This window comes from Shewanella saliphila, assembly GCF_014648295.1.
In the GTDB taxonomy this organism is placed as follows: domain Bacteria; phylum Pseudomonadota; class Gammaproteobacteria; order Enterobacterales; family Shewanellaceae; genus Shewanella; species Shewanella saliphila.
Window position 1 is genome coordinate 19,380 of sequence record NZ_BMQV01000026.1, and the last position, 21,320, is coordinate 40,699.

Annotated in this window: 16 protein-coding genes; 10 read left to right on the plus strand and 6 right to left on the minus strand. The window is 42.9% G+C overall.

The window, feature by feature from the left end; all coding sequences use genetic code 11:
- Window positions 1–144: 144 nt before the first annotated feature.
- Window positions 145–2,382: a bifunctional diguanylate cyclase/phosphodiesterase gene (locus IEY48_RS12775; RefSeq protein ID WP_188920885.1), complete on the plus strand. Its 2,238-nt coding sequence runs from the start codon at window positions 145–147 to the stop codon at window positions 2,380–2,382.
- On the opposite strand, the gene IEY48_RS12780 is transcribed toward IEY48_RS12775, so the two are convergent.
- Together IEY48_RS12780 and IEY48_RS12785 are read right to left on the minus strand one after the other, a co-directional pair.
- Window positions 2,379–2,861, minus strand: a complete 483-nt coding sequence (locus tag IEY48_RS12780) for a YchJ family protein (protein ID WP_188920887.1) — start codon at window positions 2,859–2,861, stop codon at window positions 2,379–2,381. The genes IEY48_RS12775 and IEY48_RS12780 overlap by 4 nt on opposite strands.
- On the minus strand, window positions 2,861–3,463 hold the full coding sequence (locus tag IEY48_RS12785; protein WP_229786443.1) for a YybH family protein: 603 nt from the start codon (window positions 3,461–3,463) through the stop codon (window positions 2,861–2,863). Before IEY48_RS12785 ends, IEY48_RS12780 begins: the two co-directional genes overlap by 1 nt.
- 127 nt (window positions 3,464–3,590) lie before the next feature.
- Between IEY48_RS12785 and smrA the strand changes: the two genes are divergently transcribed.
- Window positions 3,591–4,193 carry a DNA endonuclease SmrA gene (smrA, locus tag IEY48_RS12790; protein WP_188920889.1) on the plus strand — a complete coding sequence of 201 codons (603 nt, stop codon included), beginning with the start codon at window positions 3,591–3,593 and terminating at the stop codon, window positions 4,191–4,193.
- A gap of 56 nt (window positions 4,194–4,249) precedes the next feature.
- On the opposite strand, the gene IEY48_RS12795 is transcribed toward smrA, so the two are convergent.
- Window positions 4,250–6,118: a M2 family metallopeptidase gene (locus tag IEY48_RS12795; RefSeq protein WP_188920891.1), complete on the minus strand. Its 1,869-nt coding sequence runs from the start codon at window positions 6,116–6,118 to the stop codon at window positions 4,250–4,252.
- A 194-nt stretch (window positions 6,119–6,312) separates the two neighbouring features.
- Here IEY48_RS12795 and psrA point away from each other — a divergent pair, with 194 nt between their 5' ends.
- Together psrA and IEY48_RS12805 are read left to right on the plus strand one after the other, a co-directional pair.
- Window positions 6,313–6,954, plus strand: coding sequence for a TetR family transcriptional repressor PsrA (psrA, locus tag IEY48_RS12800; RefSeq protein ID WP_188920893.1), 642 nt, complete (start codon window positions 6,313–6,315; stop codon window positions 6,952–6,954).
- An 11-nt stretch (window positions 6,955–6,965) separates the two neighbouring features.
- Window positions 6,966–9,242: an acyl-CoA dehydrogenase gene (locus IEY48_RS12805; RefSeq protein WP_188920895.1), complete on the plus strand. Its 2,277-nt coding sequence runs from the start codon at window positions 6,966–6,968 to the stop codon at window positions 9,240–9,242.
- An 832-nt stretch (window positions 9,243–10,074) separates the two neighbouring features.
- Here the strand turns inward: IEY48_RS12805 and pyk are convergent.
- Together pyk and IEY48_RS12815 are read right to left on the minus strand one after the other, a co-directional pair.
- A complete protein-coding gene (gene pyk, locus IEY48_RS12810; protein WP_188920896.1) occupies window positions 10,075–11,514 on the minus strand; it encodes a pyruvate kinase in 1,440 nt (479 codons plus the stop codon).
- Between the two features lie 319 nt (window positions 11,515–11,833).
- Window positions 11,834–12,688, minus strand: a complete 855-nt coding sequence (locus IEY48_RS12815; protein WP_188920898.1) for a MurR/RpiR family transcriptional regulator — start codon at window positions 12,686–12,688, stop codon at window positions 11,834–11,836.
- 339 nt (window positions 12,689–13,027) lie between these two features.
- Between IEY48_RS12815 and zwf the strand changes: the two genes are divergently transcribed.
- The 4 genes from zwf to IEY48_RS12835 are packed head-to-tail and all read left to right on the plus strand — an operon-like array spanning window position 13,028 to window position 17,707.
- Entirely contained in the window at window positions 13,028–14,497 is a 1,470-nt protein-coding gene (gene zwf / locus IEY48_RS12820) for a glucose-6-phosphate dehydrogenase (protein WP_188920900.1), read from the plus strand.
- Between the two features lie 9 nt (window positions 14,498–14,506).
- The gene (gene pgl / locus IEY48_RS12825) at window positions 14,507–15,205 is read left to right on the plus strand and encodes a 6-phosphogluconolactonase (RefSeq protein ID WP_188920902.1); all 699 of its coding nucleotides are present in this window, start codon (window positions 14,507–14,509) and stop codon (window positions 15,203–15,205) included.
- Window positions 15,206–15,216: 11 nt separating this feature from the next.
- A complete protein-coding gene (edd, locus tag IEY48_RS12830; protein ID WP_188920904.1) occupies window positions 15,217–17,043 on the plus strand; it encodes a phosphogluconate dehydratase in 1,827 nt (608 codons plus the stop codon).
- 19 nt (window positions 17,044–17,062) lie between these two features.
- On the plus strand, window positions 17,063–17,707 hold the full coding sequence (locus IEY48_RS12835; RefSeq protein ID WP_160052430.1) for a bifunctional 4-hydroxy-2-oxoglutarate aldolase/2-dehydro-3-deoxy-phosphogluconate aldolase: 645 nt from the start codon (window positions 17,063–17,065) through the stop codon (window positions 17,705–17,707).
- Window positions 17,708–18,097: 390 nt separating this feature from the next.
- On the opposite strand, the gene IEY48_RS12840 is transcribed toward IEY48_RS12835, so the two are convergent.
- Complete coding sequence (locus IEY48_RS12840) at window positions 18,098–18,412, minus strand: hypothetical protein (protein ID WP_188920943.1); 315 nt, start codon at window positions 18,410–18,412, stop codon at window positions 18,098–18,100.
- Between IEY48_RS12840 and IEY48_RS12845 the strand changes: the two genes are divergently transcribed.
- On the plus strand, window positions 18,361–18,984 hold the full coding sequence (locus IEY48_RS12845; protein ID WP_188920906.1) for an ATP-binding cassette domain-containing protein: 624 nt from the start codon (window positions 18,361–18,363) through the stop codon (window positions 18,982–18,984). The two genes, IEY48_RS12840 and IEY48_RS12845, sit on opposite strands and share 52 nt — an antisense overlap.
- Before the next feature lie 76 nt (window positions 18,985–19,060).
- The gene (locus IEY48_RS12850) at window positions 19,061–21,307 is read left to right on the plus strand and encodes a S41 family peptidase (RefSeq protein WP_188920908.1); all 2,247 of its coding nucleotides are present in this window, start codon (window positions 19,061–19,063) and stop codon (window positions 21,305–21,307) included.
- Window positions 21,308–21,320 lie beyond the last annotated feature (13 nt).

Sequence of the window (21,320 nt, forward strand, 5' to 3'; positions counted from 1 at the left end):
TGGTATCGGTGCCTTGATGCGGATTTCGCTCCCATAGTTTACTGTTATTTATCTGGTATGTTTTATAACCCATTAAGAATAAAAATCATTTTAAATGATTAACAATCAGATAAATCAGTAAAGAAGCCATGTTTCGGGATTTAAATGAATCAACAAGAGAAACAGCACTTATTGGAATTAATTGTAAATTCCAGTGCTAAACAACAAGGTGATTTTTCGCAGACTTCAGCATTGGTATGTCAATTGCTGCAGGAACACTTTGACGCGTCTTTTGTGTCGGTTTGGTTACTGACCACTGACACTGACACTGACACGGCCGAGGTAAATCCCAATGACCACTTTGTGTGTTCACACAACCTTGTTGCCAGCCAAATAGCACCGTCATTAAACCACACCCCTGCATTACGCAAAATAGACAAACTGCTTCCTCAATTTTTCACTGAATTACGTTCTCACCGATATATTTTATCAAGCGAACCACAGCAGCAATTACTTATCAATCAATTTTCAGATTACTACCAACAACATGGAATTATCACCAGTGTTGATGTGGCTATTCGTATTAATGGCCATATTGAAGGTGTATTATCGATTGAGCATTGTGAAGACACCAAATGGCTCAAATCAGCGATTCAATTTGCAATTCAATGTGCTGACCAACTTGCGCTGACATTGGCGACGCGCCACACCTATGACAGTAATGAGCAAATATATTTATTACGTAATGCAACAGAGCAATCTGAGCATGTCGTGATGCTAATCAATACCGATACTGGGATTGTTGAGTATGTGAATGGTGCCCATGAAAAAATGACCGGATCACCCAGAAATACCATTGAACATCACAGTGCGAAAAATCTCGATATATTCAAAAGTAACCAGCTGCTATACAGCAGCATTATTAGCCAAATACGCAATAATGAAGTGGTTAAGGGTAACTTAAAGCTAAAACGTGCCGATGGCAGTGATTATTGGATGAATTATCACTTTTCTCCTTTTGTGACTGAGCTTGGTAAACACTATGCGTTGGTATCAAGCTACGACAATTCAGCGGAATACTTGCATAAAGCAGAGTTAGAGCGCTTGGCCTGGCATTGTAATCTTACCGGTTTACATAACCGCAGTTATTTTATTCCGCAATTAGAGCGTGCCGTTGATGGCACGTTAATACTCATTGATTTACTGAGCTTTAAACGGTTTAACGATACCCACGGCCATGAGCAGGGTGATGCGTTGTTGGTTGAAATTGCCCGTCGCTTAAAACATTTTGCCAGCGCCGCCAATGCCATCGATGTGGCACGAATTGGTAGCGACGAATTTGCCATTTTATTACCTGAAAGCGAAGATGATAATCCTCAGGCACTATCTGATTTTGAGCAAGTGATTAAACGTTTATATTTAAACCTTGCTGCGCCATCGGTGATATCACGTGAGAAAATTGAGCCGAAAACAGCACTTGCCGTGGTTGATATTAAATCGGTGGCGGGATTATTTACGCCTTTATCCTGTGCCGATATTACCTTACAACACGCTAAAAATAAGTCAGAAATGCATTACCAGTTCTTCAATGCAGATTTATTGAGTGAATTTACCACTAACGCAGAGATTGAACGCGATTTACATCAAGCAATCCGCGGGCGTGAGTTTGAGCTGTATTATCAACCGTTAATGGATTTAAAAACCAATCAATACATAGGTGCAGAGGCGTTAATCCGTTGGCATCATCCTAAAAAAGGCGTGCTTTATCCTGGTGCATTTATTGAAATTGCCGAGCAAACGGGCATGATAAATCCAATCGGTGAATGGGTACTAGAGTCGGCATGTAAGCAACTTAATTTATGGCAACACAAAGACGTTAATATTGCGATGCACGTAAACGTGTCAGCGAGACAGTTTTTTAGTGGCAATTTATATGAGCAAGTGTGGCGTTTAGTGACTCGTTATCGTATCAAGCCAAAAACCTTGGTGCTTGAAATCACCGAAACCGAGTTAATGGGTGACATTCGCTATGCCATTAATTTGTGTCATGAATTAGCTGAACTGGGTGTGGGATTGGCGATCGATGACTTCGGTACGGGTTATAGTTCAATGAAATACTTGAAACAATTTCCCATTTCAAAGTTAAAAATCGATCGTTCGTTTATTATGGATATTTCATCGAGCCGTGAAAGCCGTGAAATTGTCAGCGCCATTATAGCGATGGCCAATGCATTGAATATTTCGCTGACCGCAGAAGGGGTTGAAACCAAAGAGCAAGAAGCGTTTTTAAGCTCAAGTGCCTGTCATCATGCTCAAGGGTATTTATACAGTCCGGCTATTCGTGTTAACGAATTTGCGCAATTTATTGAGCACCATGCTACCTGGGTACCCATCGAGCATTAATGGGTTAACTTGGCACAGCATTGTTTAAACTTTTTACCACTATGACAAATGCACGGTTCATTTCTTTCGGGTAATTTCGTGTGCATTTGTTTGCCCTCAGTATAAAACCAACGTCCTTGCTGCAAAACAAAACTAGACTGCTCGTATATGGCGTCTATCTGCTTGTCTTCGATATACCAGGCTTTAAAGGTCACTTCGCCAGTAGTGGCTAACTGTTTCGTGCTTATCACTTGCAAACCCAACCAATGGGTATTGCTTTGAGCTAACTGTTCAATGGTTAAGCCTTGGCGGTAATCTGGATGGTGCGTCACTAGCAAATAATCAAATTGAGCCACCACAAAGGCACAATAGCGCGAACGCATCAGCTGCTCCGGAGATTGAGCAACCAATTGGTTTACATGCAAAGGCAAGCAACATTGTTGGTAAGATTGCTGGCTGCCACACGGGCATAAATCAGCAGGGGTAATCTGTGTTGTCATTATGGCTTTGTACTCGTCTCGGTGTTGGGCGAGTTGATAAATTGGCGACCGTAGTAGAGATTAGGAACAGGTTTAGCATCATAATAAAATTTTGCGGTTGCGTGAGTGTTTGAGTCAACGCTAATACGCCATTGGCCATCACTGTCTTTTGCAAAAATGGTCACAAACTTACCTGCAAACTCACTCACCGGCTCGCCTGAATCTGCACCCGGGTGAAAACGCACTAAATAATAGCCTATGTCGGTTGCGGTATTTTTATCTATATGACGCACAACAACCCTAAAGTCGACTTCTAGTTTGGCTTGCTTGCGTTTAATTTTGTCAAAAAAACGCGTATACAAACTGACAATATTCGCTTTACCGTGAATAATACCTTTATCTTGGGTTTCTGAAATATATACCGCATCTTCAGTATAAATTTGTTCTATGCTAGAAAGATCTAAATGTTCAAATGCATCGGCTAATTGGGTAAAATTAGCGTTCAGGGTCTTATTCGATACAGCATCTGCCGCGACAGAGTTTAACGTGGTAATGCATAACCCTAAGGCCAGTAAAGCCCCAGTAATTCTTAGTGTATTCAAACGGATCAATATTTTCTTCAATGAGTGTTTCTCTTTTTTATAATAGGTAAAACAAACTACAGTAATGCGTTACCGTTTTCATCACTATAAATTATTCAATGATTTTGCCAAAGCGCATAATCTTTACAAAGTATGTAGGAGGTAAACCATGTCGTTAAAAGAAGATGATTTATTTTTACAAGAAATGGCAGACGTCACCCCCTTAAAGTCAGAGCGTCAAAGCATCGCTGCGCAGACATGGTCAAACCCAGTTAGTGTAACAGAGGCTCAATTGGCAAAGCGAGCCGCCGCCGAGCAACACGAATTGTTACAGTTATTACCGACTGATCCGCATTTGATTCATCCTTTGCAGCCAGATGAAATGGTCAGTTATAAAATCGACGGTATTCAAGACGAAGTATTTAAACAATTAAGGTTGGGCAAGTACCCGATTAAAACGGTGTTAGATCTCCATGAATATCGGCTGCATCAGGCGCGCGACAGCATGATTAATTGCCTATTGAGTGCCTATGAACGTGGTGAGCGCAATGTGTTAATCATTCATGGCAAAGGTTATAAAAGTAAACCGTATCCAGCACTGATGAAATCAGCCGTGTGTCACTGGCTACAACAAATTGAACCTGTGACGGCTTATCACTCTGCTACACGCAATCAAGGCGGTGTGGGGGCTGTATTTGTGATGTTGAAGAAGTCCCAACAAAAGAAACTTGAAAACAGTGAGTTGAATCGAAAAGGCAGTGGCTTTCGATAAAAAATGGGCGCTTAATCAGCGCCCATTTTTATTGATAGCTCATAACAATGAAGCTGTTACCAACCGCATTGACGGTTAGCCTCGTTGTTTTGCTCATCAAGCCACACTTGTAATGGCGCAAAGTAATCTAATACTGCTTTGGCGTCCATTTGCTTAGTGCCTGTGACAACATTAAGGGCTTCTGGCCAGGGTTGGCTCGCACCCATTTCAAGCATTTCATTCAACTTAGTACCAGCGGCTTCGTTGCCGTAAATACTGCAACGGTGAACAGGGCCTGTGTCGCCAGCAATGTCACACAAAGCTTTGTGGAATTGGAACTGCAATACATGGGCTAAAAAGTAACGTGTGTACGGTACATTTCCTGGTACATGGTATTTAGCGCCCGGGTCAAAATCAGCTTCAGTGCGCGCAATAGGGGCTTTTACGCCTTGGTATTTTTCACGTAAATCCCACCAGGCTTGGTTGTACTGCTCTGGCTTAATCGTGCCGTTAAACACCTGCCAACGCCATTGGTCAATCATTAAGCCAAACGGCATAAATGCAATTTTATCTAGAGCTTGACGTAAGAGTAAACCAATGTCTTTAGAGGCGTCAGGTACTGTGTCTAACAAGCCAATTTGTTGTAAATACTTAGGCGTAATTGACAATGCAATGGTGTCACCAATGGCTTCGTGGAAACCATCATTGGCCGAGTTTTTAAAGATAAACGGCTGATTTTTATAAGCGCGTTGATAGAAGTTATGCCCTAACTCATGGTGAATGACGGTAAAGTCTTCAGCGCTTTTTTGAATACACATTTTTATGCGAATATCATCGAGGTTGTCCAAATCCCATGCTGATGCGTGGCATACCACATCGCGGTCTTGCGGTTGAACAAACAATGAACGACGCCAAAAGCTTTCTGGTAGCGCGTCAAATCCTAATGAAGTGAAAAAGCCTTCAGCTTGTTCCACCATTTTGATTTCGTCATAGCCATTTTTGGCCAATAACTCAGTGACGTTATAACCCGGGTCGGCATTTTCCGGCGCAACACTGTTATATATGGTGCCCCATTGTTGTGCCCACATATTACCAAGTAAATGAGCTGGAATAGGGCCTGTTTTAGGTGCAACGTCATCACCGTATTGTTCGTTCAATTCACCACGTACATAACAGTGCAATGAGTCATACAGTGGTTTGATTTGATCCCATAAACGGTCCAGTTCTGCAGAAAACTCGTCAGGCTTCATGTCATATTGGCTACGCCAAAGTTCAGATAAGTCAGCGTAACCCAGATCTTTAGCACCTTCGTTGGCGAGTTCAACTTCGCGTTCAAACAAAGGTCGCATTGGCTTGGCGATTTCGCGCCAACCTTGCCATGCTTCAAGCAACACCGCAGGGTCTTTCGACTCAGCCATTAAATTAGATAATTCAGGTTGAGTTAAACAGCGACCATCAGCAAAGCAATACTTACCTTTGCCGTATAAACCGTTTAACTCTGAAGCAATACTGGCTAACTCTGCGTTTTTGGCAGGGTCTAGCGGAGCAGGTAATACCAGGCTACTGCGAAGGCTATTGAGTTTTCTGCTGTTAACCGCATCGAGTGCGACATCAGCATATTTTGCCGCTTCAGTAGCATAACGCACAGATGTTGAGGTAATTTTTTCGCCCATGGCGGCAGACAATGCTGCGGTATCATCAGTAATGAAATTTGAGTAAATCCACTCCGCGCGATTGGCTTCAACAGATAACGCAGCTAAATCGGCTTCAGCTTGATTAATAAAGGTAATCGCTGCCGCACTGTCAATTTTTGGTTCACTTGTTACTTGCGGTTGATCTGCTGCTGACGTGTTAACAGATTCTTGAGTGTCATTACAGGCACTCAGACCTAACACGAGTGACACGATGAGTGCAATTTGAGACGGTTGTTTTAAAGGGAAGTTCATTTATTGGCATCCTTGTTTTTCTTATCGACGTTAGTTTACCCAAAAATGATCAACATTGCATAATAGTGACCAATTTGTTGCAGTTATTGCAGTTTATCTTCTTTACTCAACACAAAAAATCCAACAATTTCGATTGACATCTGTGCGCTCAATGATTAATTTAAACGGGTGTTTAAATTAACTTGGGTCATGGGATGGCAAGCCGTACTGATACAAAAACAAGAATACTCGATGCAGCTGAAAAGTTGTTTGCTGAGAGAGGTTTTTCTGAAACTTCGTTACGACTGATCACCAGTAAAGCTGAAGTGAATTTAGCGTCAGTCAATTACCATTTTGGTTCGAAAAAAGAATTAATCCGTGCAGTATTAGCAAGATACTTAGATGTGTTTATGCCAAGCGCTGCTATAGAGATTAAACGTTTACACAATGCACCTGAAGATGCATCACTAAACGAAATATTTTCTGCTTTAATTAAACCGTTATTAGAACTGAATAAAGTGCGTAATGGCGGCACAATCATCTTTTTACAGTTGTTAGGTCGAGGCTACATTGAAAGCCAGGGCCATTTACGCTGGTTTATTACCACGCATTATGGTGAACACTTAGCCACATTCGTGAAAGCGGTTGTCGCAAGTGCACCGCATATTCCGCCAGCAGAAATGTTTTGGCGTTTGCATTTCACCCTGGGGACTATCGTATTCACCATGGCTTCAGCAGACGCGTTAAATGAAATTGCAGCAGCCGATTATGGTGAGCACAACAACACTGAAGCAATTATTCGTAAAGTTATTCCATATATGGCGGCCGGTGTGGCTGTCCCTGTGCTAAACAATTAAGAAGGTATAAAATGAGTATCGTCATACTGTTACTTATCGTAATCATTGTCCTCTTTGGTGTACGTAACATCAGGATGCAGTTTATTACGCGTCCTGTGTTTACGTTCTTCAAAAAAGTATTGCCGCCTTTGTCGACTACCGAGAAAGAAGCAATGGAAGCGGGCGATGTGTGGTGGGAAGGTGAGCTTTTCCGCGGTAAACCAAACTGGAATACCTTACACGGTTACGGCAAACCAACATTAACAGCTGAAGAACAAGACTTTATCGATAATCAAGTTCAAACAGCCTTAACCATGATCGATGATTTTGACATTGTTCATAATCGCAAAGATTTGCCGCCAGAGTTGTGGCAATACTTTAAAGAACAAGGCTTCTTTGCCTTAATCATTCCTAAAAAATACGGTGGCCGCGAGTTTTCTGCTTATGCCAACTCAACCATCGTTGCTAAAATTGCCACGCGCAGTGTCAGTGCAGCAGTAACGGTAATGGTGCCTAACTCTTTAGGCCCTGGTGAGTTATTAACTCATTATGGTACTCAAGAGCAAAAAGAGCGTTGGTTACCGTCTCTTGCTGTGGGTAAAGACATTCCATGTTTTGCATTAACGGGTCCTGAAGCGGGCAGTGATGCAGGCGCAATCCCTGATTTGGGTATTGTGTGTCGTCGTGAGTTTGAAGGTGAAGAAACATTAGGTTTAAGCCTAACGTGGAACAAACGTTATATTACCCTTGCACCTGTTGCGACGGTATTAGGCTTAGCGTTCCAAATGCGCGACCCTGATGGTTTATTAGGTGATGTTAAAAATTTAGGCATTACCTGTGCATTAATCCCAACCGATCACGAAGGCGTAGAAATTGGCCGTCGTCATAACCCATTAATGATGGCGTTTATGAACGGTACTACTAGCGGTGAAGATGTGTTTATCCCGTTAGACTGGATTATTGGTGGCCCTCAATATGCCGGTAAAGGCTGGCGTATGCTGGTTGAATGTTTGTCAGCGGGACGCGGTATTTCATTACCAGCACTTGCTACAGCATCTGGCCATGTGTCGACTAAAACCACCACAGCTTACAGCTATGTTCGTCAGCAGTTTGGTATGCCTATTGGTAATTTTGAAGGCGTGCAAGAAGCCATGGCACGTATTATTGCCAATACTTATCAGCTTGAAGCCGCACGTCGTTTAACCACTCAAGGTATCGATTTAAAAGTGAAGCCTTCAGTTGTGACTGCAATTGCTAAGTACCACATGACCGAGTTAGGCCGTGATGTGCTTGAAGATGCAATGGATATTCAGTCTGGTAAGGGGATTCAATTAGGGCCTAAAAACTATTTAGGTCATGCATTTATGGCTAACCCAATCTCGATTACGGTTGAGGGTGCAAACATTCTAACCCGTTCATTGATGATTTTTGGTCAAGGTGCAACGCGTTGCCATCCGTATGTATTGGCAGAAATGGAAGCCGCCGCGATGGAAGATGAAACATCGGCACTCGATCGTTTCGATTCATTACTGCTGGGCCATATGGGATATGCCATTGGTAATGCTCTACGTTCATTGGGCAGTGCGTTAACCGGCAGTCGTTTTGCTAGTGCGCCAGTTAGCGGACCCACTCAGCAATATTACCGTGACATGACGCGTATTTCGTCTGCACTTGCGATTATGACTGACCTATCGATGTTGATTATGGGCGGCGACCTTAAGCGTAAAGAAATGATTTCTGCACGTATGGGTGATGTATTAAGCCAATTGTATCTTGCTTCAGCGACATTGAAATTGTTTGAAGACAATGGCCGTCAACAAGATGATTTACCGGCAGTGCATTACGCTATGACTGAGCGTTTACACTTAGCAGCAAAAGCACTAGAAGATGCTATTCGTAACTTCCCAAGTAAAATTGCTGGAGTATTATTACGTGTGTTGATTTTCCCACTGGGTAATCACTTTAATGCACCAAGCGACAAGTCTGCCGTTGATGTGTGTAAAGGCATGCTTAAACCTGGGCCTGCTCGTAATCGAATTACGTTCTTGTGCGGCGAGTTTGAGGGTGACACTAGCGGTATTGCGGAAGTTGAAAATGCATTCTTAGCAAAATATGCCGCTAAAGATCTGTATAAAAAACTGAAAAAAGCACAACGCAGTGGTCACTTAAAGTCTAAGTTACCCATGCTTGAGCTGTTTGATGTTGCGCTTGAAAAAGACATCATTACCCAAGCTGAACATCAGCAACTACTAGAAGCAGATGAGTTACGCTTGGCAGCAATCAACGTCAATGATTTTGAAAAGCTGTAAATGATGTAACATCGTGTGGTAAACATTAAGCCCTGACTCAGTCGGGGCTTTTTTATTGCCGCTATCCGGTGGATCATAAAACACGGCATTAATACCAATTCCACTAATTATCTGGTCATTCAGCGGGAATTCTGTGCCTTCTAGGCAAGTAATAGGATTGAAGACATAGTTGCTCTCGGCAACTGCTCCTGCGTTGCTCTACCTCCTGCATCCATGCAGTCGTCGGCAACTGCTCCTGCGTTGCTCTACCTCCTGCATCCATGCAGTCGTCGGCAACTGCTCCTGCGTTGCTCTACCTCCTGCATCCATGCAGTCGTCGGCAACTGCTCCTGCGTTGCTCTACCTTCTGCATCCATGCAGTCGTACGTCAAAATGCTATTAAGCAGCATAGAAGGCACAGAAACCCGCCTTGCAGGAGACACTCAGACCGTTCATTTCTTTGTTGCATTGTCTTAGAAGGGAATAACCATTATTTCAACAATGCGCCTCAAACTGAACAATCTGAGTGACTCTGATTGGTCACATAATTAATGGAAATGGTATAACATTTTATTAATGGTTTATATTCTTCACTGAAGTGATTAACGGCGGCTATTGAGTCATATTGATTAGGCGAGGGCGATGAACCGAGTGACAGAGGTTGCCGAATGTGCAATGCAAGTTGACTGTTTTGATAAACAGCTTGGGTACGTTACTGGATGACGACAGAAGCTAACGGCAGAGACTAACGTCCATTGATTAAGGGCAATAAAAAAGCCAACCGCGAGGTTGGCTTTGTTTTTAGACCCACAGACTCGCGATTAAACGCTCTGTGTGGCTCGTAATGGGTTTATTAAGCTACAACAAGTACTTTACAAGTGTTGGTGCCGCCGATGGTTTCCATCGCGTCGCCTTTCGTCATCAGTACCATGTCGCCGCTGGCTAAGTAACCCGCTTCAACCATGCAGTTTAGCGCTTCTTTAGCTAGCTCATCAGCTGGGTATGCTGTTGAGTCAAACTTAATAGGTTGCACACCACGGTAAAGCGCCATGCTGGCTAAAGTCTTTTGGTGACGTGATAGAGCAAAAATCGGTAAGCTAGAGCTGATACGTGACATTAATTTAGCTGTCGCGCCAGATTCAGTTAACGAGATAATCGCTTTTACACCAGCTAAGTGGTTAGCGGCATACATAGTCGATAACGCAATGGTTTCCTCAACAGAAGAGAAGCTTTGATCCATACGGTGTTTAGACACTTTCACACTAGGGTGTGATTCTGCACCTAAACATACGTTTGCCATCGCCATGACGGTTTCTTCTGGGAAGTCACCTGCAGCAGTTTCTGCTGACAGCATTACCGCATCAGTGCCGTCTAATACAGCGTTAGCCACGTCCATTACTTCAGCGCGAGTTGGCATTGGGCTAGTGATCATTGACTCCATCATTTGGGTCGCAGTGATCACCGCTTTGTTTAACTGGCGTGAACGTTGAATTAAACGCTTTTGCACTGCAACTAGGGCAGCATCACCAATTTCAACACCTAAGTCACCACGAGCAACCATCACAACGTCTGATGCTTTAATCACATCATCCATTGCTTCGTCTGTTTCAACGGCTTCAGCACGTTCAACTTTAGCGACGATTAATGCGTTGCTACCTGCTTCTACAGCAAGCTTACGTGCAAGGTCTAAATCAGCACCTGTACGTGGGAATGATACTGCTAGGTAATCAACATCAATCATTGCAGCCGTTTTAATGTCTGCCATGTCTTTTTCTGTTAACGCAGGAGCGGTTAAGCCGCCGCCTTTTTTGTTGATACCTTTGTTATTAGACAAAGGACCCGCAACAGTCACAGTGGTAAACACTTTACGGCCTTCAACACGTTCTACACGTAATTGAACACGACCATCATCAAGCATTAAGATATCACCAATCACCACATCATCTGGTAATTGCTTGTAATCAATACCCACTTGGCTTTCATCGCCTTCACCTTTTGCTAGTTCAGCGTCAAGGATGAATGCGTCACCTAAGTTAAGCATGATTTTTTTGTTATCTTTAAATGTAGAAACACGAATTTTAGGGCCTTGTAAGTCACCTAAAATGGCAACATGCTTACCCAACTCTTTCGCGATGTTACGTGCATCTGTAGCACGTTTTAAATGATCTTCTGGTGAACCATGTGAGAAGTTAAGTCTAACAACGTTAGCTCCTGCTGCGATAATTTTACGTAAATTATCATCGCGGTCAGTTGCTGGCCCAAGTGTTGTAACGATTTTAGTTCTGCGGAACATGAGATACTCCGTTAAAATGAAAAGAAAGATTTTTGTTAAATAGAATTTGGTTATTAAAGTAGCTTAGTAATCTTAGTACTTAAATGATGCATATATATTAACAGACATTCTTAATTAATGTAGTAAAGTTACAAACAAAAACACGTTTTTTAGTGTGTAATTTATGTGACAGATAAGTGATTTCTACAATAAAAAAAGCCTGCTGGGGTTATCCAGCAGGCTTTCATTGATTTTTAAACTCATTTTTTGCGGTTAAATGTGAAGATCAAATACATCGTCTAAGTGTAATAATTTAACAGCTTTTACGTACCTTTAGCGCTTAAATGGTCAAATCTTTGTTGATACGAGATTCTTTTAGCACTTCTTTTACGCGTTTTAGGTTGTCACGAAAACGTGGGCCTCGGCGTAATGTAAAGCCTGTTGCTAGCACATCGATTGTCACTAACTGCGCTAAACGTGACGCCATAGGTAAGTACATGTCGGTATCTTCAGGTACTTCCATGGTGACAGGTAGCGTACACTCAAGTGACAATGGCGAGTTACGAGCGGTAATACCAATCACCGCTGCGCCGTTTTCACGGGCAATTCGGGCGATTTCAATTAATGATTTGGTGCGACCTGTGTGCGAGATAAGCACCACAACGTCACCTTCGTTACAATTAATACAACTCATACGTTGCATTAACACATCATCGAAACAAATCACTGGTACATTAAAACGGAAGAACTTATTTTGCGCATCGTGGGCAACAGCAGAAGAAGCCCCCAGTCCAAAAAACGAAATTGTTTTGGCTTGGGTCAATACATCAACGGCTTTATTGATTGCCGCTGTATCAAGACTTTGACGTGCGGTATCGAGCGATGCCATTGAAGATTCGAAGATTTTTGTTGTATATGAATCTGGCGAGTCATCTTCTTCAACATGTCGACTAACATAAGGTGTACCGTTAGCAAGACTTTGAGCTAAATGTAACTTAAAATCAGGGAAACCCTTGGTATCGAGTCGACGACAAAAGCGGTTAACGGTAGGTTCACTCACATCAGCCATTTTGGCCAAGGTCGCGATACTAGAGTGTATAGCTGTTTGCGGTGAGGCTAATATGACTTCGGCAACTTTTCGTTCCGATTTACTAAATTGGGTAAGGCTTTTTTGAACCTTTTCTAGGGTATTCATATGCAAGCATCCGCTTATAGTAGCTAGTTGAGTAGGGAATGTAAGTTTTATACCATAACTTACAGGAATTTCGTGATTTAAGTTATTTTTTTACCTTTTACACGATCCTGTTGTTATTTTTCAAGACATAGATCACGGTTAAATGGTTCCTAAGCCTCGTTTTAGGCTGAAAATCATACCAGATATTAGCCATGAATGACTAGGTTGTAGATGATGCAATATTTGCAAATTAAAGATGCAAAAATTAGATTCTGTTGTTATATTACAACAAAAGTGTGTTTTTATTCATCGACCGAATTCGAACATGGCGCACACACATAATCAGGAGAGCTTTCAGCAATGGGCAAATCAATTGGAGCCAAGGCTTGTGACTTCGTACTTTTCGGTACAAAAGGTGACTTAGCTAGGCGTAAATTATTACCTTCTTTATATCAGCTAGACAAAGCAGAGTTACTCGATAAAGAAACTAAGGTCATTGGGGTTGCAAAAGACGCATTCACTCACGACGAATTCATCGCCATTGTCACTAAAGCATTAAAAACCTTTGTTAAAGATGAAATCTGCCCAACCACGCTAGAACGCTTCCTTAGTCGTTGTCATTATATCGGCACCAATTTTACTGAACCCGAGGGTTACAAAGCCTTCCATGATTTACTTGAGCCAAGTAAACGCGTCATGGTGAACTACTTCGCAACGCCGCCTTCAATTTTCGGTGCAATCTGTCGTTGTTTACACGAGCAAAATTTGATTAAGCCTGATACTCGTGTCGTACTCGAAAAACCCATTGGTACCGATTTAGAATCATCGCATGTGATTAACGATCAAGTGGCCGAGTTCTTCAACGAAAACCAGGTTTACCGTATTGACCATTACTTAGGTAAAGAAACAGTACAAAACTTAATAGCGCTACGTTTTGCTAACTCATTGTTTGCATCAAAGTGGGACAACCGGACAATCGATCATGTCCAAATCACTGTTGCCGAAGAAGTGGGTATAGAAGGACGTTGGGGTTACTTTGATGGCGCAGGCCAGATGCGTGACATGATCCAAAACCATTTATTACAAGTGTTAACCCTTGTTGCAATGGATCCACCCGTTAATCTTGACGCTGACAGCATTCGTGATGAAAAAGTAAAAGTGCTTAAGTCACTGCGCCCAATTAACCAAGACAACGTGTATGAAAATACTGTTCGTGGTCAATACAGTGCAGGCTTTTTAAAAGGCTCACCTGTCCCTGGTTACCTAGAAGAAGACGACGCAAACACTAATTCAAACACCGAAACCTTTGTGGCATTACGTGTCGATATTGATAACTGGCGTTGGGCTGGCGTGCCATTCTACTTACGCAGCGGTAAGCGTATGCCGTTCAAGAGTAGCGAAATTGTGGTGTATTTTAAAAACCCACCACACAACTTATATCGTGCCAGCTATCGTAATCTGCCACCTAACAAGTTAACCATCCGTTTACAGCCTCATGAAGGGGTTGAGATCCAGATGATGAACAAGGTGCCAGGTCTTGAGCAAAAGCAGCGTCTGCAAACCACTAAGCTAGACTTAAGCTTTACCGATACTTTTAAAAACGAACGTATTGCCGATGCATACGAGCGTTTATTACTCGAAGCCATGTTAGGCAACCAAGCCTTGTTCGTGCGTCGTGACGAAGTTGAGCAAGCATGGACTTGGGTTGACGGAATTATCCAGTCTTGGGAACAAAGCGGCGAAAAGCCAAAGCCATACCCAGCCGGTACATGGGGACCTGTCGCGTCAGTGGCGTTAATCACTAAAGACGGTCGTTCTTGGGACGAGTAGGGGATAGACATGATTAAAGAAACCGTATTTAAATCATTTGATACACCCGCGGACTTAGAAGCTAAGTTAGCCGACAAAATTGCACAGCAATTGCAAGACGCGGTTGATACTCGTGGCAAAGCCAGTTTAGTGGTTTCAGGTGGTTCAACACCACTTAAGCTATTTAAGCTGTTAAGCCAAAAGCTGGTTGACTGGAGTGATGTTTATATCACATTAGCCGATGAGCGCTGGGTTAATGCAGATGAGCAAGATTCAAACGAGCGATTAGTACGTGAGCATTTATTGCAAAACCGTGCAGCAAGCGCCAAATTTCGTGGTCTTAAAAACATGTTTGCTAGCCCAGAAGCAGGCTGTGACATGACCAGCGAGTCATTGGCCAATTTTCCACGTCCGTTTGATGTGGTTGTGCTTGGTATGGGTACCGATGGTCACACATGTTCATGGTTTCCGTGCAGCGCAGAATTAGACAATGCACTGACCACCAAAGATTTATGTGCTGCTGTTAATCCGACAACAGCCCCACATGCTCGAATTACCTTATCTAAAGATGCCATTTTGAATAGTCGTCAGATTTATTTGCATCTTGTCGGAGAGCCCAAATTAACTGTATATCATCAAGCACTTGAAAACGATGATGTTACCCAAATGCCCATTAGAGCCGTATTAGCGCAGCGTAAAACGCCCGTTGATGTGTTCTATAGCGCGTAAGGAGTTTTACCATGCATTCAGTAGTACAAGCCGTTACAGATAGAATTATTGCACGCAGCCAACAGTCGCGTTCAAGCTATTTATCTGCGCTAGACGATGCTAAAGCTCAAGGCGTTCACCGTAGCGCATTAAGCTGTGGCAACCTTGCCCATGGTTTTGCAGCCTGCCAGCCAGTTGAAAAAGATTCACTGCGCCAATTGACCAAGGCTAACATTGGTATTGTGACGGCATTTAACGACATGTTATCTGCACACCAACCCTATGAAACCTACCCGAACATGCTTAAACAAGCGTGTATGGATGTGGGCAGTGTTGCACAAGTTGCAGCAGGTGTACCAGCCATGTGTGACGGTGTCACTCAAGGTCAACCTGGTATGGAGTTAAGTCTACTTAGCCGCGAAGTGATTGCTATGTCGACCGCAGTAGGGCTATCGCACAACATGTTTGACGGTGCATTGCTGCTGGGTATTTGTGACAAAATCGTACCTGGTTTGTTGATTGGCGCATTGAGTTTTGGTCATTTACCGATGTTATTTGTGCCAGCAGGCCCAATGAAATCAGGCATCCCAAACAAAGAAAAAGCACGTATTCGTCAACAATTTGCCCAAGGTAAAGTAGACCGCGCAGCATTACTAGAAGCTGAATCAAAGTCATACCACAGTGCCGGTACTTGTACCTTCTACGGTACAGCTAACTCTAACCAGTTAATGTTAGAAGTGATGGGCTTACAGTTACCAGGTTCATCGTTTGTAAACCCAGATGATCCTTTACGTGATGAGTTAAGCAAAATGGCCGCTAAACAAGTGTGCCGTTTAACTTCTATGGGCACGCAATACACCCCCATTGGTGAAGTGGTTAATGAAAAATCAGTCGTTAACGGTATCGTTGCATTACTGGCAACAGGCGGCTCAACTAACTTGACCATGCACATTGTGGCTATTGCACGTGCAGCTGGCATTATCGTTAACTGGGATGACTTTTCTGACTTATCTGCTGCTGTACCATTATTGGCCCGTGTTTATCCAAATGGTCATGCTGATATTAACCATTTTCATGCTGCTGGCGGTATGGCGTTATTGGTTAAAGAATTGCTTGATGGCGGCTTAATTCATGAAGATGTGAATACTGTTGCTGGTTACGGTTTACGTCGTTATACCCAAGAGCCTCGTATTATCGATGGCGAGTTAAAGTGGGTTGATGGAGTCACTGAATCGTTAGACAAAGAAGTATTAACGCATCTTGATACGCCTTTTCAAAGTAACGGTGGTTTAACCCTACTTAAAGGTAACTTAGGCCGCGCGGTGATTAAGGTTTCTGCAGTACCTGCAGGGAATCGTGTCATTGAAGCGCCAGCGGTTGTGATTAACGATCAAAATGAAATTGACGAGTTATTCAAGTCTGGTTCGTTAGACCGTGATTGCGTTGTTGTCGTTAAAGGCCAGGGCCCTAAAGCCAATGGCATGCCAGAACTACACAAACTCACACCATTCTTGGGCACCTTACAAGATAAAGGTTTTAGAGTTGCATTGGTAACAGATGGCCGTATGTCTGGCGCATCAGGTAAAGTTCCTGCCGCGATTCATTTAACACCAGAAGCATTAGACGGTGGCTTAATTGCCAAAGTGCAAGATGGCGATGTTATTCGTATCGATGCCACTACAGGTGAATTAACTCTGTTAGTTGATGAGAAAACGCTTGCTAACCGCACCGCAGGGATTGTGGATTCACACCATTCAGCGTACGGCATGGGTCGTGAATTGTTTGGTGCGTTACGTCGCAGCTTAAGCAGCCCAGAAACAGGTGCTCGCAGCACTAGCGCGATTGATGAATTATATTAAAAATAAGGAAGTCGGTAACATGATTGAGCCTAATAACTGGTTACTTCAACCACAAGAAGTGTTTAAACGTAGCCCAGTAGTTCCGGTTATGGTGATAAACAAGCTAGAACATGCAGTGCCTTTAGCTAAAGCACTCGTTGCTGGCGGGATCAGTGTATTAGAAGTGACCTTACGCACTCCTTGTGCACTTGAAGCCATTGCCAAAATCGCAAAAGAAGTACCTGAAGCCCTTGTGGGTGCAGGCACTATTTTAAATGAAGCTCAGCTTAACCAAGCGGTTGCAGCAGGTTCGCAGTTTATTATTACCCCTGGCGCCACGGTTGATTTATTAAAAGCGGCTAAAAAGGGCACTGTGCCATTAATCCCTGGTATTGCCAGTATTTCTGAAATCATGGTGGGAATGGAGTTAGGTTACACTCACTTCAAATTTTTCCCTGCTGAAGCTTCAGGCGGCGTGAATGCACTTAAGTCATTCTCTGGTCCACTAGCAGACATTCGTTTTTGTCCAACAGGTGGCATCAGCCCAGCCACTTACAAAGACTATTTGGCTTTGCCGAATGTAGATTGTATTGGCGGTAGTTGGATTGCACCAACAGATGCAGTAGACAATGAAGAATGGGATCGTATTACACAGTTATGTAAAGACGCGCTAGCCGCCCTTTAATTAACCTTGTAATGACACAACTCTAAAAACCAGCTTTAGCTGGTTTTTTTATGGCTTTTTGTTTCATATCGTCGCTAGCATATGGCCTACAGCCACTAATATTTTGGGGCTTCGCCACACCATAGCAAAGGCCGTAAGTTTTTAACTTACGCAGGGTAGTGTAATCGTCTTCACGGTAATGCTTTTGAGCCGGGATCCAGGTGTTAGTTTTTACGTTTTGTACTTATGTACTTATGTACTCATGGCCTACGGCCACTAACGTCGTGGCGCTTCGCCCACACCAGACCAAGAGGAAACCAACGGCTGTTCCCTCTTGGAACTCCCAGCCGCCACATCAAAATTATCTGAAAAGCGATAATTTCGCGACGTGGTTTGATCCAGCTTTTAACTTCATTTATAGCCAGCTTTGGCCTTATTCGAAAATGCTAACGCTTCCGATGGTACATCCTGTACCTCGAAAGCTAGCCTGACATCCATGTCAGGACTCACGCTATTTTCTTCAACGTCCTCAAGTTCAGAGTTAAATTTGAACATTTTAAAATCAAGACAACTAACTCGTTTATGCCCCAGAGTCAGTTGAATAAACCACAAGACCTCCTGAAGGTCGTCTAGAACTAATTGACGTTTCTTTTCAATACGGCGCGGGTTCTCCAATGCTGTTGAAAAACCTGAATCTAACTGTGAGCGCTGGAGAGTCGATAGCAATAACAGGTCCTTCAGGTTCGGGAAAGTCTACATTGATGAAGATTATGCTCGGGCTAATGCCTCCTACCTCCGGAAAGATATTGTTTGATGGTAAAGATATCACTCAATTAGGGTTGAAAAACTATAGGAAGGTGATCTCCGCTGAGCTTCAGAACGACACGCTTTTTGCAGGTTCGGTGTTAGATAATATTACGTTTTTTGACACTTCTCCAAACTTGCTTAAGGTAGAAAAGGTAGCTAGTTACGCGGCTATTCATGGTGAGATTGAGTGTATGACTATGGGGTATAATAGCTTAGTTGGAGACATGGGGTCCTGCTTATCTGGTGGCCAGTTACAAAGGGTGTTGTTAGCCAGGGCTCTTTATAGAGAGCCTAGTATTCTTTTTATGGATGAGGCGACAAGCCACCTCGATAAGGGGAATGAGAGTCGCATTAGCGAACAAGTAGCTCGGTTAAATATGACTCGAGTGTGTATCGCCCATAGGCAGGAAACTCTTTCTAAGGCCGATACAATTTACGAGTTAAGCAATGGTGTATTGAGCACCGTTGGTGATAGGGTGGTGAACATATAGTTTTTTTGATCTGCTCTTAAAGTGATTACTATGGTTTTAGTATAAGAAGAAGTAAAGGATTCAGGACGTTAATAAAATGGAAAAAAATATACGTATCATGGTTTTGTTGCTTTCTTTGTTAGCGGCTTTCGGAGGGATGGCTAAGCCTCGTTTACCTGACCTAGATTTCGAAACCTACGATAAGTTCCCCAGTAGTGGGTGGAGGGTATCTGGAGGGGAGGCTGGGTATAGCTTTTCGGTTGATGATAAGGTTTTTCAACGTGGGCAGCGATCAGTTTCGGTTGAGTTTAAAGGAAGTAAACCTAACGCTGGCTCCTTTGGTTATTGGTTGGCGCTCCAAGCGAAGGGGCAAAACATTAAGTTGAGGGGGGCTGTGAAAACTGAGGGTATTACTGATGGATGGGTGGGGTTGATGCTTAATGTTCACCCTGATCAAGCCTTTAGTAATATGCGAGAGCAGAAATTATTCGGTGACAATGATTGGAGGGATTTTGAGATTAGTTTGGATGTTGAACTCAAAAATGCCTCTGCGATTACAGTTGGTGGTGTGTTATCGGGTAATGGGAAAGTTTGGTTCGATGATCTTCAGATACTGATAGACGATAAACCATTAACAAGTTCTCAACTACGTGAGACTCCTCGCGCATATAAGGATGACGAATTTGATTCTGGTTCAATGTTGGTTTTGTCTGGGGTGGATGAGGCAACACTAATAAACTTAGACCTTTTAGGGAGGGTGTGGGGGTTTCTGAAATATCACCATCCAAATGTGGGAGGGGGAGATTATAACTGGGATTATGAATTGTTTAGGTTTCTTCCAGATTATCTTTCAGTTGTGGATGTTCAGGAGAGAGACAAGAGTCTGGTAGGTTGGATCGATCGGTTAGGTAAGGTGACTCCGTGTATTGATTGTAAAGTGACAAATCAGGAGTCTGTTCTGAAGCCAGATCATAGATGGTTTTATGAATTTGGTCTATCAAAAGAACTAATCAAAAAATTGAACTCGGTTTATGAGGGGCGGAGACAAGGCGCGAGCTTTTATGTAACCACAAACAGCAGGCGGAGGGTCATTTTTTCAAATGAAAAAGCTTATTCTAATATGCCGTATCCAGATGATGGGTTTAGATTATTAGCTTTATACCGGTATTGGAACTTGGTTCAATATTTTTTTCCGTATAAGCATTTGACTGATAAGGAGTGGAGTAGTGTTCTCGCTGAATATATTCCATTGTTTCTAGGGGCAAAAAATCGGTTAGATTATGAAAAAGTGGCGCTATCTTTAATGGGTGAGCTTAAGGATACGCATGCTAATTTATGGGCTGGTCGCGGTGAAGTTGAAAAAATGCGAGGTGAATTTTACCCACCAGTTTTCACAAGGTTTGTTGAGGGTGAGCTTGTTGTGGTGGATTTTTACACAGAAAACAAGCGTGATATCAGCGATATGTCCCGCCTGAGCGGCCTGTCTATAGGTGATGTTATTACAGAGATCGATGGTGTCGCCGTGGAAGAGTTGGTTAGGGATAAGCTGCGTTATTACCCTGCATCAAATGAAGCTTCAAGGCTAAGAGATATTGCTCCTGATTTGTTGAGGTCGAATAAGGCTAAAATAGATATAAGCTTTAGGCGCGACAAGTTAATGGGTAATACGTCGCTAAAATTATTCAAAAAGGAAGAGTTGCACGTTTTCCAGTTGTATCGCAAACCTAAGGGTGAAAAAAGCTATGAAACTATCGATGGGGATATTGGTTACGTTACGTTGGCCACCATTGAAAAAAAGGATGTGGATTCTATAAAAAATCAATTCAAGGATGCGGCAGGCATTATAATTGATATTCGAAATTATCCTAACACTCCATCAATGTATAGCTTGGGTTCATTTTTCGTGGAAGATAAAAGAGCATTCGCGAAATTCACTTATCCAAACATAAATAACCCGGGTGAGTTTGGCGTTGGTAATGTAGCGGTTCTTAAACCGTCGGAAGTGACTTTTAAAGGAAAGCTAGTTGTCTTAGTGAATGAAAACACGCAAAGTCAAGCTGAGTTTACTGCGATGGCATTTCGGGCGGGTAGAGACACTGCGATAATAGGGAGTAAAACGTCAGGTGCAGATGGCAACATTGTGAGCTTTGCTCTGCCGGGTCTATTAAGGACGACTTTTTCCGGTCTTGGAGTTTATTATCCTGACGGTGGAGAAACTCAAAGAGTAGGTATTATTCCTGATTTTGAGGTGAAGCAAACCATAGAAGGAGTGAAAGAAGGTAGGGATGAGTTAGTGGAAAAGGCTATTGAGGTAATTAGAACTAGGGAAGCTGCGATTAAGTAGTCAGATTCTCCCT